Origin of the sequence: Vibrio cincinnatiensis (assembly GCF_022113815.1) — a bacterium.
Lineage (GTDB): Bacteria > Pseudomonadota > Gammaproteobacteria > Enterobacterales > Vibrionaceae > Vibrio > Vibrio cincinnatiensis_A.
Genome location: NZ_SGOM01000004.1, coordinates 245,858 through 262,442, shown reverse-complemented (window position 1 = coordinate 262,442; position 16,585 = coordinate 245,858). Strand labels below are relative to the sequence as shown.

Annotated in this window: 11 protein-coding genes, 1 other RNA gene and 1 pseudogene; 12 read left to right on the top strand and 1 reads right to left on the bottom strand. The window is 40.6% G+C overall.

Annotated elements, in window-relative coordinates; all coding sequences use genetic code 11:
- Nucleotides 1-97: 97 nt before the first annotated feature.
- The 10 genes from smpB (at nucleotide 98) to EXA13_RS07460 (ending at nucleotide 11,146) form a co-directional block, all read left to right on the top strand.
- Nucleotides 98-583 (top strand): SsrA-binding protein SmpB, encoded by a 486-nt coding sequence (smpB, locus tag EXA13_RS07500; RefSeq protein WP_238132616.1) that lies wholly within the window; start codon nucleotides 98-100, stop codon nucleotides 581-583.
- Between the two features lie 68 nt (nucleotides 584-651).
- Nucleotides 652-1,019, top strand: a transfer-messenger RNA (tmRNA) gene (ssrA, locus tag EXA13_RS07495).
- 165 nt (nucleotides 1,020-1,184) lie between these two features.
- Nucleotides 1,185-2,426 (top strand): integrase domain-containing protein, encoded by a 1,242-nt coding sequence (locus tag EXA13_RS07490; protein ID WP_238132615.1) that lies wholly within the window; start codon nucleotides 1,185-1,187, stop codon nucleotides 2,424-2,426.
- A gap of 57 nt (nucleotides 2,427-2,483) precedes the next feature.
- Entirely contained in the window at nucleotides 2,484-2,549 is a 66-nt protein-coding gene (locus EXA13_RS16970; RefSeq protein WP_430794479.1) for an LPXTG cell wall anchor domain-containing protein, read from the top strand.
- Nucleotides 2,524-4,497 carry a DNA phosphorothioation-associated putative methyltransferase gene (locus EXA13_RS07485; protein ID WP_430794478.1) on the top strand — a complete coding sequence of 658 codons (1,974 nt, stop codon included), beginning with the start codon at nucleotides 2,524-2,526 and terminating at the stop codon, nucleotides 4,495-4,497. Before EXA13_RS16970 ends, EXA13_RS07485 begins: the two co-directional genes overlap by 26 nt.
- 215 nt (nucleotides 4,498-4,712) lie before the next feature.
- Nucleotides 4,713-5,792, top strand: a complete 1,080-nt coding sequence (gene dndB / locus EXA13_RS07480) for a DNA sulfur modification protein DndB (RefSeq protein WP_032471449.1) — start codon at nucleotides 4,713-4,715, stop codon at nucleotides 5,790-5,792.
- Nucleotides 5,789-7,420 carry a DNA phosphorothioation system sulfurtransferase DndC gene (locus tag EXA13_RS07475; RefSeq protein WP_238132613.1) on the top strand — a complete coding sequence of 544 codons (1,632 nt, stop codon included), beginning with the start codon at nucleotides 5,789-5,791 and terminating at the stop codon, nucleotides 7,418-7,420. The genes dndB and EXA13_RS07475 overlap by 4 nt, the downstream gene beginning before the upstream one ends.
- 8 nt (nucleotides 7,421-7,428) lie before the next feature.
- The gene (gene dndD, locus EXA13_RS07470; RefSeq protein ID WP_238132612.1) at nucleotides 7,429-9,438 is read left to right on the top strand and encodes a DNA sulfur modification protein DndD; all 2,010 of its coding nucleotides are present in this window, start codon (nucleotides 7,429-7,431) and stop codon (nucleotides 9,436-9,438) included.
- The gene (gene dndE, locus EXA13_RS07465) at nucleotides 9,438-9,788 is read left to right on the top strand and encodes a DNA sulfur modification protein DndE (protein ID WP_238132611.1); all 351 of its coding nucleotides are present in this window, start codon (nucleotides 9,438-9,440) and stop codon (nucleotides 9,786-9,788) included. Before dndD ends, dndE begins: the two co-directional genes overlap by 1 nt.
- A 122-nt stretch (nucleotides 9,789-9,910) precedes the next feature.
- Nucleotides 9,911-11,146, top strand: a complete 1,236-nt coding sequence (locus EXA13_RS07460) for an MFS transporter (protein WP_238132610.1) — start codon at nucleotides 9,911-9,913, stop codon at nucleotides 11,144-11,146.
- A 3-nt stretch (nucleotides 11,147-11,149) separates the two neighbouring features.
- Here EXA13_RS07460 and EXA13_RS07455 read toward each other — a convergent pair whose 3' ends face one another.
- The gene (locus EXA13_RS07455; RefSeq protein ID WP_238132609.1) at nucleotides 11,150-12,169 is read right to left on the bottom strand and encodes a helix-turn-helix domain-containing protein; all 1,020 of its coding nucleotides are present in this window, start codon (nucleotides 12,167-12,169) and stop codon (nucleotides 11,150-11,152) included.
- A gap of 269 nt (nucleotides 12,170-12,438) precedes the next feature.
- On the opposite strand from EXA13_RS07455, the gene EXA13_RS07450 reads away from it, so the two are divergent.
- Both EXA13_RS07450 and EXA13_RS07445 read left to right on the top strand, forming a co-directional pair.
- The gene (locus tag EXA13_RS07450; RefSeq protein WP_238132608.1) at nucleotides 12,439-14,847 is read left to right on the top strand and encodes a beta-glucosidase; all 2,409 of its coding nucleotides are present in this window, start codon (nucleotides 12,439-12,441) and stop codon (nucleotides 14,845-14,847) included.
- Nucleotides 14,848-15,359: 512 nt separating this feature from the next.
- Nucleotides 15,360-16,567: pseudogene (locus EXA13_RS07445) on the top strand (IS4 family transposase).
- Nucleotides 16,568-16,585 lie beyond the last annotated feature (18 nt).

Sequence of the window (16,585 nt, the reverse complement as noted above, 5' to 3'; positions counted from 1 at the left end):
TAAGCAGTGAACAGCTTGAAGTTATCGAACGATATCCTTATGCTACATCAAGAAAAACATTCCCTTACTTTTGACCAATCCGTATAATGCACCCACTATGGTAAAGAAAAAATCAACGAAAAAAGCGGGTAGCAACACTATCGCGCTCAATAAAAAAGCTCGCCATGAATACTTTATTGAAGATGAAGTAGAAACAGGGTTGGAGCTTCAAGGCTGGGAAGTAAAATCCCTTCGCCAAGGAAAAGCCAATATTGCAGAAAGCTATGTTTTCTTGCGAGACGGAGAGGCTTTTGTTTCTGGCATGAGCATTACACCATTGCAGCAAGCCTCAACCCATGTCGTGGCAAACCCAACTCGTGTTAGAAAGTTACTGCTGTCACGCCGTGAGTTAGATAACTTATTTGGCCGTATTAACCGTGAAGGAATGACGCTTGTCGCCCTCTCTTTATATTGGTCGCGCTCTTGGGTCAAACTTAAAATCGGTGTAGCTAAAGGTAAAAAACTGCACGATAAGCGAGATGATCTAAAAGATAAAGATTGGCAGCGCCAAAAAGCGCGTGTTATGAAAAGTGCGTTGCGTTAATTGTAACCACTTAACCAATTGATGCTAGACAGAATCTTCGATTCTGGTACTATGCACCAACTACCTCTGGGGCTGATTCTGGATTCGACGGGAATTTTGAAGTCTGAGGTGCATGCCGAGGTGCGGTAGGCCTCGTTAACAAACCGCAAAAAAATAGTCGCAAACGACGAAAACTACGCACTAGCAGCTTAATACCCTGCTGAGAGCCTCTCTGCCCTAGCTTCCGCACGTAAGACGGGGAATAACAGAGAGTCAAAACCAAACGCGCTAGCCCGGATTTTCCCACCTGAGAGATGAACGGCGAATTATAATTCAGGTTAGTCATTCATTAGCGTGTCGGTTCGCAGGTGGATGGTGAAATTAAAGATCGACTAAGCATGTAGTACCAATGATGAATGATTTTCGGACGCGGGTTCAAATCCCGCCAGCTCCACCAACTCATAGTTTAAAGACGTCTCAGGACGTCTTTTTTCTTGCCTGCTACAACCAAAAATCAATAACTTAGCGTCTTATAGCATCTCAAGACGTTTCACTACATCTTTGACTTTTAGTAACCATTGTAGGAACCTTAGTATTATGTTCCTTACTTTTGGTTCCTAACATGCCTAGACAAACGAAGCCGCTCACTGCAACAGAAGTCAAAAACGCGAAGCCCAAGGAAAAAGAATACAGCCTTGTTGACGGCCAAGGTCTAAAGTTGCGAGTTTTGCCAAGTGGCTCTAAACAATGGCAACTCAATTACTACAGACCAACAAATGGCAAACGAGCAAATCTCAACTTAGGACGCTATCCAGATGTTTCTCTCGTACAAGCACGAAAAAGTGCTCTAGAAGCAAGAGAGTTGATCGCACAAAGAATTGATCCTCAGGAATATAAAGAGCAAAAGTTACAGGAACACAAAGCGATTCATGAACATACATTTTTAAATGTTTCTAAAGAATGGTTTGAAATCAAAAAGCACGATATCACTCCTGACTATGCCGTTGATATTTGGCGTTCTCTTGATTTGCACATTTTCCCCTCCCTTGCTGATACACCGGTTAAACAAATTACTGCACCACAAGTCATAGACCTTCTTAAGCCAATAGAGGCCAAGGGTAGTCTAGAAACGGTTAAGCGCTTAGTTCAAAGACTGAATGAAGTAATGAACTATTCTGCCAACTGTGGCCTCATCCAAGCCAACCCGTTGACCGGTATTCGTGCGGCTTTCAAAAAGCCCAAAAAAGAAAATATGGCAGCATTGGCACCGACAGAACTCCCTGAGCTCATGGGAGCCATCGCCAATGCCAGTATAAAGCGTACTACTCGTTGTTTAATTGAGTGGCAACTTCACACCATGACACGACCTTCTGAAGCCGCAGGCGCTAGATGGGATGAGATTGAGTGGGAAGAAAAGATATGGACCATTCCAGCCGAGAAAATGAAAAAAAGAAGAGAGCACCGCATCCCGCTCACAGAGCAGATGCTGGCGCTATTAGAAGTAATGAAGCCGATAAGCGGCCATCGTGAATTTATCTTTCCTTCAGATCGTGATCCGAAGAAACCATGCAATAGCCAAACGGCAAATATGGCTCTGAAACGTATGGGGTTTGCAGGTCGACTTGTTAGCCACGGTCTACGCTCGCTAGCGAGCACCACTCTCAATGAACAAGGCTTTGACCGTGACTTAATCGAGGCATCACTAGCCCACGTTGATGATAACCAAGTACGTAGTGCTTATAACCGTACTGACTACCTTGAACGCCGCCGCCCAATGATGAGCTGGTGGAGCGGACATATAGAAGAGGCAGCCAAAGGAAGCCTCTCTGTGACAGGGACTAAGCAACTAAAAGTCATTAGTTAACCTTCTGAAACTTAGGTTCATGAATCGGAGGAGACTTAATTAGATGAATGCAACACTATACCCAAAACTGGTGATACAAATTCAAGTTGGCAAACAACTGCCGGAGGCTGTCTATCTTCATAGAGATGCCTTCAGTGCTATCCCACCAGAATTAGCTAAGTTTATTTCTGATGTTGCTAAAGCCCTTAAACTGCCAGATGAACAATGGAACCTCGTAAAAATATTTAAACGAGAGTTTCGACTCTCTCTACTACATTACCCTTATTTTTATCGTGATTCTTACCCTGCCCTTAAACAAAGCCTAAACGTCGACCTTACCAAATTGAGTCACAAGCTAACTTGCTACGATGATTCTGATAACCCTCCCATCTTGCATCGAAAAGAAACCATGGTATTGCCCACCAGCGAATACTATTCACATTTTGTTTCCCTAACCCGTGAGGGAGAAAATGCAGGCTTGTATGAAAACACTCGAATCATTGGATTTAAACGCTCTTGGGAAAATGTGATCGCTCGGCATGGTTACGAGCTTGTTGATGGCCGTTTATTTCGCTCCTCTACATTTCATGTTGAAACGAAAACGGATATCGATCGCTATAAAACTGCCCTCGTCCGTCACGAACTCTCCGCACCAATGAAAAACCTAGCAAAACACGGTTACTTCGAAGGCGCTTACTCCATTTTTGATTATGGCTGCGGGCGTGGTGATGATTTACGAGAACTAGAAGCGCACGGGTTAGATGCACTTGGGTGGGACCCAAACTTTCAGCCAGACAATGACAAAGTGAGTTCAGACATCGTCAACCTAGGTTTTGTGCTCAACGTGATTGAAGATCAAGACGAACGTTTAGAAGCATTATTAGGAGCCTGGGAGCTCGCGAATCAGGTTCTCGTCGTTTCCGTCATGCTCGCCAATGAAAGTTATATCGCTCAATTCAAACCCTATAAAGATGGCGTGATTACCTCTCGCAACACCTTCCAAAAGTATTACACTCAGCCAGAGATAAAGGCTTACATTGAACGCAGTTTGCAAGAGGATGCCATTACCGTTGCGCCCGGCATTTTTTACATCTTCAAAGATAAACTTGAAGAGCAGCAGTACTTACAACGCAAATACAAACGCCACCATAAATGGCAACAGCTCACCTCTCCTGAACCTGTCGAAGCAAAAGACAAAGCAAAGCTCCTGATCACCCAAAACCAAGTTCTGTTCGATGCATTTTGGAATTCATGTTTAGAGCTTGGGCGCATACCTGCCAATGAAGAGTTTGAACAATCAGATAAAATCCGAGCACTTATAGGCTCACACAAGAAAGTGTTTGGCCTACTGAGAGAAATGTTTGATACCCATGAGTTCGAAAAAGCGGAAAAACGCCGCAAAGAAGACCTGCTGATCTACTTTGCTATGGGGCTATTTGAAAAGCGAAAACCTTACACGCAGCAACCGGAATCACTCAAACGAGATATCAAAGCTCTGTTTGATGATTACAGAACCGCAATTAACCTAGCGACAGAGCTACTTTTTGCGATTGCCGATGCGGACCTCATCAACACACAATGTAAAAAGGCCCACCAACATTTACCTGCAAGCTTATTGAATGAAGGACACTCACTCATTCTGCATCGTGATTACATCGATGAATTACCACTCTTGCTGCGTGCATACGTCGGCGCTGGCTTACAAATGTATGGAGAGCTGAATGACGAGATCGACCTTATCAAAATCCATATCACATCAGGCAAGCTCACATTAACCGCTTACGACGATTTCGAGAAGTCGGTGCCCTTTTTAGTCGAGCGCATCAAAATCAAAATGGCAGAGCAAGACATAGACTTCTTTGATTATGTGGATGAAAAACGCAGACCGCCTTTATTAAACAAGCATCTTTACCTGCTAAGTGAGCACAAAGACTACAAAAAGCAGCTGAGCTTTGACAAACGAGTAGCCAAGTTGATGGAATTTGAACCAACTGAAGAAACTCAGATGACGCGAGCGGAATTTGAGGTGCTTTTGGGTAAACAGCATAAGGAAATCAGAGGGTTTACAGTAAGCACGACGGCATCCTACTAAACCTTCAGAAAAAACCGGTCCTGCAATAGAAATCTCACCAGTATCCTTGTAGAATGTCACACTTATTTTGGCATACCTATGTAAGAATTAGCATAGACAACACCAATACATAACAAAACCCAAGATTGGTTTGTTAAAATTTGACATACTACAATAAGTTGACTTAGCTAAATCCTATGGACTTTGTCATAAAACAACAAACTCAAAGGTATCGTATGCACAATCAAGATTCAGGCTACTGCTACTCATTCCCTGCAGTTAGAGGAATTCAAGCAGGACGCCCATTTTACATAGCGACTTGCCCTCTAAGAATTATTCCTAAGATCTTTAGCTATAACGAAGATGATGTTCCACCTGAACTGCGAGCACAGCGTACACTGAACAAAACTCGTATTCCAGAGATGGTTAAGTACTTGCTTGATAATCCAAAAGACTACGTTTTTTCGGCGTTAACCGCTTCAGTTGGTATTGATATCACATTCGAAGATCATGAAGGCGCACCAAATCTTGGCATTTTGAAAATACCAATGGATGCTCAAATTCTGATTAATGATGGTCAACACAGGCGTAAGGCAATCGAAGAGGCTCTCCGTGAAAATCCAGACTTAGGGCAAGACAACATCCCAGTGCTGTTTTTTGTTGATGAAGGCTTACTACGCAGTCAACAAATGTTTGCCGATCTCAACAAGTATGCAGTGAAACCAAGTCCTTCCTTAGGCGTCTTATACGATCTTAGAGATGAAAGCTCTGAACTTGCTAGAAGGTTAGCGACAAAGTGCACGCCTTTTGTGGGTTTAACTGAAATGGAAAAATCAAACATTAGCCCTAAGTCAAATAAGCTGTTCACTTTGAGTAGTATCAAACAATCGACTAGAGCTCTTCTTGGTAAAGGGGCTAAAGATGGCTTCAGTGATGATGAGAAAGCACTTGCCGAATCCTTTTGGCAAATCGTTGCAGAAAACATGCCTGACTGGCAGATGGTGATATCTAAACAAGTTTCGCCCGCGCAACTTAGACAAGAATATATTCACGCGCACGGGGTCGGTTTGCACGCGATCGGCGTCATGGGAAATTGTCTACTTTGTGAAGCTCCTGAACAATGGGCAGAAAAGCTCAAAAAGCTACGAGAAATAAATTGGTTAAAAACCAATCCGGAATGGATAAGACGTAGCATGAATCTTGGAAAAGTGAGTAAATCGACATTGAATATTCAACTCACCGCCAACTACTTAAAAATTTGCCTTGGGCTACCACTTACCCCTGAAGAAAAAGCTCTAGAGAAGCAGTTACCATGATAAACGAGCTAAAATTGGCGGAAGATCTTGCGGATTACGCAGACTTCATCAATACAGAAGAATTTGCCAACAACAAACTGAGTCACTACATAGCAGACGTTCAACGCGTCTATTGTGCTGACAAACGTCCTTGGGTTATTGGCTATAGCGGTGGTAAAGACTCATCTGCCGTTATGTCACTAGTCTATATGGCATTACTTGGACTAAAACCAGAGGATCGCCACAAACCCATTTTTGTGGTCTCTTCAGATACACTTGTTGAAACACCAGTGGTAGTAAACCACATTAAAGACTCGTTAATCGCTATTGAAAAAGGCGCAAAGCGCGATCAACTACCTATAACGTGTCATAAAGTGGTTCCTGAAAGTAACCAAACTTTTTGGGCTAACCTTTTAGGAAAGGGCTACCCAGCCCCCACACGTTCTTTCCGTTGGTGCACGGAGCGTATGAAAATTGATCCGGTCAGCGACTTTATTAAATCCAAAGTGTCCCAATACGATGAAGTGATCGTTGTACTAGGCTCTCGTAGTCAAGAAAGTGCATCACGTGCACAAGTCATTGCAAAACATAAGATTGACGGCTCACGGCTGGCACGCCACACAACATTATCAAATGCTTTTATCTATACGCCGATTGACACATGGGGTGTTGATGATGTTTGGAAAATACTACGCCTTTGTCATTTAGAAACTGAAGAAACCTCTTACGGTACTAAAAATATCTGGAGCGATAAGTATGACCTAGAGTGGGAAAATCCATGGGGAGGAAAAAACCTAGTCCTTTGGAATTTATATAAAGACTCTTCTGGTCAGGGCGAATGTCCTATGGTCATTGATGAGACAACACCATCTTGCGGTAACTCTCGCTTTGGTTGCTGGACTTGTACCGTTGTGACCAAAGACCGCGCTATGGAAAGCCTTATCCAAAATGGCGAAGAGTGGATGTCACCACTACTTGAGTTTCGCAACAAGTTGTCCATGACGACAGAACCGGCGAATAAAGAAGAATTTAGAAACTACAAACGCCGTACCGGAAAAGTGAGCTATCAATACGCCAAAGAGGGAGAAGATATTGCGTCTGAGCGCAAGCATGTTCCAGGTCCCTATTGGCTTAAATACCGCCAGCAATGGCTGAGAGAGCTACTTGAACTAGACAAAAAATTCAAAAGTGAAGGCCGCGAGATCGAATTAATTACCGCTCCTGAACTGCACGCAATTCGTCAGGAATGGATTCACGATCCAAATGAACCTGATTGGGATGATTCTCTACCCACAATCTTTAGGGAAGTTTACGGTTACGATCTCGATTGGGTCTATGACGATAACGCGAGTTTCGGAAAAGGTGACGCTCAGCTTATCCATGAGCTATGTCAGGACTTCGACGTCGAACCTGAAATGATCATGAAGCTTATTGAGCTTGAAATTTCTACAGAAGGTTTGAGTAGACGAAACGGCATCTCCAATAAAATCGCCTCATTACTAAAACAAGATTGGGGAAGCTTAGAAGAGATCAAACAAAAGCATGCATCACTACAAAGCAAAGCTGAATTTGATGTTCATCAGCAAGAGATTGAACGTTACAACCAGCAGCTTGCCGATCTCGATAAACAGCTTCAAAAAGAGTTTTAACAACCAATATGTTGATTACAAAGTTAACTTTAAATAATTTCCGAGTGTTTCGCGGTGTACATGAGATTGACTTACGCCCGGCACCAGCGCGCCTAAGCAAAAGTGGGCCAGTAGTAGGTACAGAGAGACCTATAATTCTCTTTGGTGGCCTGAATGGCGCTGGTAAAACATCTATTCTTACTGCGATTCGCCTAGCTCTATTTGGCCGCCTGTCATTCAGTCAAAATCTTACCCGAAACGATTATGTGGAAGCGCTAGCCGAGCTTATCCATAAAGGTGTTGGTCTCGGAGGCTTACAAAATAGTGCATCCATAGAATTAGAATTCAAGTACAGCCAAAATGGTGAAGAGAGTGCTTATAAGGTTTTAAGAGGTTGGCAACGAGGCAAAAAAGACTACCTTCAGCTTGAAAAAGATGGAATTCCTCTTTCAGAGCTTAACTACGATCAGTGTCAGGGCTTCCTCAATGAGCTCATTCCAACAGGCATTGCTGATTTGTTCTTCTTTGACGGTGAAAAAATTGCGGAACTCGCAGAAGATGAGTCCGGGCTCGTCCTAAAAACTGCCGTGCGCCGATTGTTGGGATTAGATGTTATTGCCAAACTGAAAAGTGACCTCAATATTTTCCTCAAAAAGCAAGGCTCACAAGCACTCAGCCAATCCTTGAAAGAGGAAATGGAAAGTCTCGATAAACTGCGCATAAAACATGAAAGGAACGCTGAAAAACTGAGAGGTGAAGCAGATATTGTGGATACCCAAATCGTGCTGGTTTCACGCGATATTCTTAATTTAGAAAATAAACTGTCTCAAAGCGGTGGAGCTTGGGCTAAGACAAGAGAAGATGAGCAACAAAAAGTAGATGCTTTACTCAAAGAGAAAGTGGAACTTGAGAAACAAATTCGCATGGAAATGGAGACAAGTCTTCCATTCGCACTAGCCCCCAACGCGATGCAGCGTCTGCAAACTCAGATCAAGCAAGAACAAGAGATTAAGAAGAAGCAGAGCTTTGGCAATGAGCTCGATTCATTCTTAGAAACTTTGCGCTCAAAGTATCCAAGCTTTGATACAGAAATGGCTCAACATGCGATTGCTGATAGCTTTAAAGCACACGTGGGTGACTTTGATTCGGCCAAGCTGCTTTTAGATATCTCCGACCGTCAAGCAAATACTATTGACTATCAACTAACTAAGCTATCTCAAGAGTCTTTTGTACGATTCGATGAAGCGAGAAAACGGCTACAAGTGGTAGAAGAAGATATCGATAATGCTTCAAACAACATCGCACGAGCTCCAGAGCAAGAACTGGTACAAGGGCTTTTTTCTGACGTCAGAAAGCTCGATAAGAAGAAAGAGAAGCTGATTATCGAATACCATGAGCTACTGGAAAATGCGAAGCGAGAGCTGAAACTGGCATTGGAAACTGCTCGCCAGATTCAAAGACTTCACGACAAGCATAAAGATGAATCAAATAAAGATCTGAGTGTAACCAATGCACAAAGCGCCATTCTTCTACTCGATAAATTTGCCGAACAACTGACTAAAGCACGGGTAAAACAGTTAGAAAACGAATTTGTTTTGTCATACAAAAAGCTGGCACGTAAAGAAGATGTGCAGCTCACCGCTGCCATCAATCCGCTCACTTTTGATGTTGAGTTGATGGATGAGTACGGGATAAAAATCAATCGTAAAGCCATGTCTGCTGGAGAAAAGCAAATCTACGCTATCTCCATATTGGAAGCGCTTGGCCGTACATCAGGCCGTAAGCTGCCGATTATTATTGATACACCACTTGGCCGATTAGACTCTCATCACCGCGACAAGTTGGTTGAAAACTATTTCCCTACCGCGAGTCATCAAGTGGTTATTCTATCGACAGATACCGAAATCGACAGGAATTACACCAACCTTATCCAAGACGATATCGCCAGAACTTATGAGATTTGTTTTGATGGAAAAACGAAATCTTCAACGATTAAAGAAGGCTACTTCTGGAGAGAAGCAAATAAGGAGGCTGTGTAATGCTACCTAATCGTATGAACCTGACTCGCACTACTGAAGAGCAGCTTAAAAAGTTGAAGGGCTATACTGGTATCACTCCAAACGTATCGGCACGTATTGCTTTCTTCCGTTCAATAGAAAGTGAATTTCGCTATAGCGGTCAAGAAGCGAAGTTAGACGGCTCGCTTGTGTTGGATAAGTATACTTGGCTTGGTGAAACCAGTGACATCACAGAGTTAGTTTTGAAAATATACTACCCTGAGCTAGATACCAAAAGGTATCAACAAGCTTGGGCAGCACATATTGAGGATGGAATTGCTTCAATTAGGAATCATAAGTCACTGCTCGACTTCAGCTTAAAAGTTCAATGAAAGTAAAATTAAGGGGTCACTCGTCGATTAGGTCTGAATTAATACAGATTAGGAAAATGTACGTTTCGTTGAGCTTCGTACCCCTATATTGCATCCATCGATAGAATGAGTTCAGCCATAGTATGATTAACAAAAAATTTCCCATTATCATTTCAATCATTATTGGTAGTGCATCAGCGATAACACCTCCTATACTATTAACCTACGGGATGGGACAGTTCAACATAATTCGAATCGTTGGCCAAGATCAATCTACCTGGTGGTTTTCTATGACTTTAGGCATTGTGAGCCTAAGTCTTATTTTTCTAAACCCATTAGCAGGTTACATTTTTGATAAAAGCCGATTATCATTTATTTCAAGGCCACTATGGATCCTAATCAGTAGCTTATTTGGATTTATTTCTATGGTATCCTTGTCATATACAAACAATATGATATTACTAATTTTTTTCTGGGTCACATCCAATATCTCATACAGCCTAGTTTCATTGGTTTATTTTGTTTTAATTCCCGAGATATTTAAAAAAAATAATTTAGGGGAAATATCTGGATTTACTGGCAGTTTAATACCAATTGTTGTTATGGTAATTAGTATTACTGTAATGGGTATATTTTCACCTTTATCTGTAAGTAACAAAATTATTCTAACAGCATCAATACAGCTAATATTAAACATAGCAATTATTTATTTCATTGATATTCCATCAAAAGAGCTATCACCTAATCCTAAAAAAGATAATAATCGTATAGCCAAGCATAATATTTATCCTAGCTTTAAATATTATCCTGATTTTACCTGGACCCTTCTAAGCCGATTGTGTATACATTTAGTCAGCTCTGGGCTAACGATGATGCCACTATTTTACATAGCTCGCTTTAGCCTTTCTGAAGAAAAAATATTTAAACTTCAGGCCATAAATTCTACCGGTGTTTTATTAATGGTCCTATTTGGAATAATATCAGGGTATCTATCCGATAAGTATAATACTAAGAAACCATTTGTTATATTTTCATCACTAGCCATGGGAATATGCATGTATTTATATTCTATTTCAGATTCAGTGCTATTCGCGATTGTTATATCCTTTATTTATCAATGCTGCTTTGGGGTTTTTAACTCTGTAGATCTGGCGTTAGTAAATCATGTCTTACCATCTAAAGACAATTATGCCAAAGATATCGCTATAATGAACACGACAAATAATATAGCCAAGTCCATAATTAGTTTTATAACTCCGACTCTATTAATATGGGGAATCACATGGATGGATGATGATGGTTATACCTTATTCTTTATCGTACTTGCTCTCTTTTCGTTTTTATCTTTTTTATTTGTCACTCAAGTAAAAGCAAAATAACAATTAATTCTTATTATTGCTACGATACTCTCGAGGAGAAATACCTAGCTTTGATTTAAAAAACCGAGAAAAAGCAGAATGTGATGAAAATGCCAGCCAATCACTAATCTCTTGAATAGATAAATTTGTTTCCAACAATAACTTTATAGATACATTAATCTTAGCATTTAAAAATAAAATAGTATAATTAACATTTTCACTGTTAAGACGACGGTTTAATGTCCACCGACTAATTTTCAGCAGTTCGCACAATATTTTAAGAACTTCATTCTGCTCTGATACCTTATTTGAATAGATAACATTGAATATAATTTCCGAAACTGAAGATGAAAAACTCTCCTTCCCTAATATAGATTTTTTTAAACCATCAACTTGATTGCTTTGCAATACGTTAAGGATATTATTATATTCTTTATATTCTTCTTCAAGACTTTTATTTTTTAAAATTATTGAATTTTCATTTTGATTAATGAGACATTTATGATTAAACCTATCATCAAAAAGTTGTTTTCTATTTAATCTACTAGCTGTCAAACTGACCATTAACTCTACATTGTGAGAATAAATATTAATAATATCTGATAGTAGAATAATATTCGATATTGAGTTTATTTTTTGTATATAACTCGGTCCAGAAGATATGTAAGATATTTTGGTAAAGTAATCATTTTTATCAACTCTGAATGTATCACAATTACCAATAATACAAGAATAGTCAATAAATTTACAGATGGCTTCTTGAGCATTCTTTTGGTTAATACAAAATCCAATCAGCTCAGGGAATAAATTATAAGCAGTTTGTAGTGAGTGCTGTAAAACATACTCACTCAAAAAGTCATCGTCTTCTGGCTTATTATTTAATAACGATTGTAATGCATGATGTTTATCTTCTGTTATTCTACCGCCTTTCCTTTCTATTTCATATTGAGTTATATCACATAAATAAAATATCTTTTTATTTTCAGAATTTATATTTTTAAAAATATTTTGATAGATAACATTTGAAACACTTTTTCTCTTCATTCTTAGCCTGATAAAAATAATTTAAAATCAATATAAATTAGTAAACTACCACTATTTATTCATTTTATCTATTAAGTAATGTGATGATGATCTAAATTTATATACTTACCCCAAAATGTACAGCTCATGCTCCACACTGGATAGCTTTTATCTAAGGTATCCGTATACTGGATAATAGCTCACCCCGACTATTTTTTTACAATTAACCAATTGATTTATATATCAATTATCCAGTCAGATTGAAATGTATCTTCTGTAGGGACTTATTCATGAAAAACAAAAAAACAATTTTGGCGAGTATTATTCCGCTTCTAATACTGTTCGGTTGTAACAGCGAAACAAAAGAGAACAGCGAAGTGATAAACTCGTTCAAAGCGCAAGCTGAATTTCTTGTAGCAAAGATGACGCCTTATGAACAAATGAACATGCTGGTAGGCCCAGGCTATGCTATGCAGCCCGACTACTCATTTGGTACCAATTATGATGCATTAACCAACATCAAGAATGATGTTCCAGGAACGGTGGGTTATATCAATGGTGTTTACAATGAAAAAACCGGGTTAGATATTGCAGCCGTAAAACTGGCCGATGGTGCTGCAGGGGTAAGGATTGATCCGATCCGCGAGGGTGATAGCAATACCTACTATGGTACTGCCTTCCCCGTCAGCACCTTACTTGCATCAACCTGGAACCCAGATTTATTAAAGAATGTTGGCAAAGCAATAGCAAATGAAGTCAAAGAGTACGGCTTAGACTTTTGGCTTGCTCCTGGGTTAAACATTCAACGTAACCCACTTAATGGCAGGAACTTCGAGTATTTTTCTGAAGATCCCCTCATTTCAGGGATCATGGCATCCGCCGAAGTCATAGGTGCTCAGTCTCAAGGAATTGGCACAACGATTAAGCATTTTGTTGCCAACAATGCCGAAACTTCACGTAACATAGTGAATAACGTAATTTCGCCAAGAGCTTTACGTGAGATTTACATGAGAGGATTTGAGTATGCGGTTGATAACGCCCATCCTTGGGCTGTTATGACCGCGATGAACCAAGTCAATGGTCACTTTACTGGCCAATGGGCCGATCTCAATACCAAAGTGCTGAGAAATGAATGGGGGTTTGACGGCCTAGTGATGAGTGACTGGTGGTCAGGTGATGGCAATTACCCTGAAATGATTCAGTCTGGTAACGATCTGATTGAATCAGGCGGTGTTGCTTTGGCTTATCGATACGGAGAAGTCGATGCCCGTCAACAGCTGGAAAATGCTTATGAAGCGGGTGAGTTAAGTGCAGAAACCATCAAAACAAGTGCCATTCGTGTCTTAACACAAGCGTTAAAAACCCCATCAAATCAAAACTATGTCTTTAGTAATGCTCCTGATATGGATGCACATGCTCAATTATCAAGAGTTGTTGCTAGCGAGGGGGTTGTTCTACTCAAAAATAACGACAATACATTACCTATTGCTTCTTCGACAGCAATCGCTTCTTTTGGTATTAACCAAGTCAATACGTTAAAAGGTGGCTATGGTAGTGGTGATGTTCACTCTGCTTACACCGTAAACATTATTGATGGGCTTAACGCGCAATTCAACATTGATTCCGATTTAAAAGCATTTTATGAAAATTTCTTCTCCACCAATAAAACAGAAACCGATTTTAATGGACTTTCAACAATTATTGAATGCGAAGAACCCCCTCTTTCTACAAGTGAGATTGACACCTATATCACCAATAATGATATTGCCGTGATCAGCATCGGCCGCTACTCAATGCAGGGTCACGATAGAACCAATACCACAGGCGATTATCAGCTATCTAATGAAGAACGGACTCTGATTGATAACGTAGCAACAGCAGCTCATGCCCAAGGCAAAAAGGTCATTGTCGTATTAAACGTTGCTGGAATCATTGAAATGCACTCATGGCAAGACAATGTCGATGCGGTAGTGCTGGCTTATATGCCAGGTCAGGAGGCAGGAAATGTGGTAGCGGATATTTTGTCTGGTCAAGTCAATCCAAGTGGGAAACTGACCCAAACTATCCCGGTTGCTTATACGGACTTCCCTAATGCCACAAATTTCCCTGGTGTAGACACTGATAGCAACGGGAGTATCGATACACACTATTACAATGAAGGTATATATGTCGGTTATCGTTATTTTTCAACTTTCGGTAAACCGGTTAGCTACCCATTTGGTCACGGACTGTCTTACACAAAATTTGAGTATGACTCACCGCTAGTTATAAGTAATACTCTCAATACTCAGCAATCGTTAGGCAAAGTTACCTTCTCTGTAAACGTAACCAATACAGGAGAAGTTGCAGGGAAAGAAGTTGCGCAACTTTACATCTCTGCACCATCAGGTGACTTAGAAAAACCAGCGATAGAGCTGAAAGCATTTGCGAAAACTGCGCTACTTGCACCGGGAGAAACACAAAAGCTTGATTTTGGAGTTTCGGCTAAATGGTTATCTAGTTTTGATACCGATAATGATCAATGGGTTATTGAGCCAGGACAGTACAAAGCTTACATCAGTAAATCATCGGATGTGAATGGTGTTTACCCTGTAACTTTTACTGTGAGTAGTGAGATAGTAACTGCACAGGCAACAGCGGGAGTGTTAGCATTACCTAATGACTTAATTCCGGCGGATTTCGAAACCTCATTTCAATAATGAGAGGGCAGTAGCTCGTCAAAGAAAATCGTTAATTTTTCTCTGATGATATATTGGCAACCAACGTATAATAAATGCCAGCGAGTCAATTACTGGCATTTATTGTATTTATATATCAATTACCTAAATAATATAACTTAAATAAATCAAAGAGATTTTTCTTACAATCAGCAACAGGGTTAATGATATCATAGATCTTATGTACTTCAGTCTATAAACCCGTTGAAATAGGAATCGGCTGGACGGAAGCGGAATGTAAATTGCCACCTTCGAAAGAAGGTGGCTTTGTGTGATACTTGCTATTAACTAATATGACTCAACTTCAGTAAACGAAGGGAAATACCTATAATTTTCTTTGAACAATTTCACATCCTTTGAATTGAAAACTTTCAAGCATACTTTCCTCTGAGGAATCCCCTAATGATTTTGATAAAAATCATTAAGTTAAGGTAGATACACATCTTGTCATATGATCAAATGGTTTCGCCAAAAATCAATAATCAGACAACAAGATGTGCGAACTCGATATTTTACACGACTCTCTTTACCAATTCTGCCCTGAATTACACTTAAAACGACTCAACAGCTTAACGTTGGCTTGCCACGCATTACTTGACTGTAAAACTCTCACTCTTACCGAACTTGGCCGTAACCTGCCAACCAAAGCGAGAACAAAACATAACATCAAATGAATCGACCGATTGTTAGGTAATCGTCACCTCCACAAAGAGCGACTCGCTGTATACCGTTGGCATGCTAGCTTTATCTGTTCGGGTAATACGATGCCCATTGTACTTGTTAACTGGTCTGATATTCGTGAGCAAAAACGGCTTATGGTATTGCGAGCTTCAGTCGCACTACACGGTCGTTCTGTTACTCTTTATGAGAAAGCGTTCCCGCTTTCAGAGCAATGTTCAAAGAAAGCTCATGACCAATTTCTAGCCGACCTTGCAAGCATTCTACCGAGTAACACCACACCGCTCATTGTCAGTGATGCTGGCTTTAAAGTGCCATGGTATAAATCCGTTGAGAAGCTGGGTTGGTACTGGTTAAGTCGAGTAAGAGGAAAGTACAATATGCAGACCTAGGAGCGGAAAACTGGCTACCTATCAGCAACTTACACCATATATCATCAAGTCACTCAAAGACTTTGGGCTATAAGAGGTTGACTAAAAGCAATCCAATCTCATGCCAAATTCTATTGTATAAATCTCGCCCTAAAGGCCGAAAAAATCAGCACTCGACACGGACTAATTGTCACCACCCGTCACCTAAAATCTACTCTGCGTCGGCAAAGGAGCCATGGGTTCTAGCCACTAACTTACCTGTTGAAATTCGAACACCCAAACAACTTGTTAATATCTATTCGAAGCGAATGCAGATTGAAGAGACCTTCCGAGACTTGAAAAGTCCTGCCTACGGTCTGGGCCTGCGTCATAGCCGAACGAGCAGCTCAGAGCGCTTTGATATCATGCTGCTAATCGCCCTGATGCTTCAACTAACATGTTGGCTTGCGGGCGTTCATGCTCAGAAACAAGGTTGGGACAAGCACTTCCAAGCTAACACAGTCAGAAATCGAAACGTACTCTCAACAGTGCGCTTAGGCATGGAAGTTTTGCGGCATTCTGGCTACACAATAACAAGGGAAGACTTACTCGTGGCTGCAACCCTGCTTGCTCAAAATCTATTCAAACATGGCTACGCTTTGGGGAAATTATGAGGGGATCTCTCAGTACTT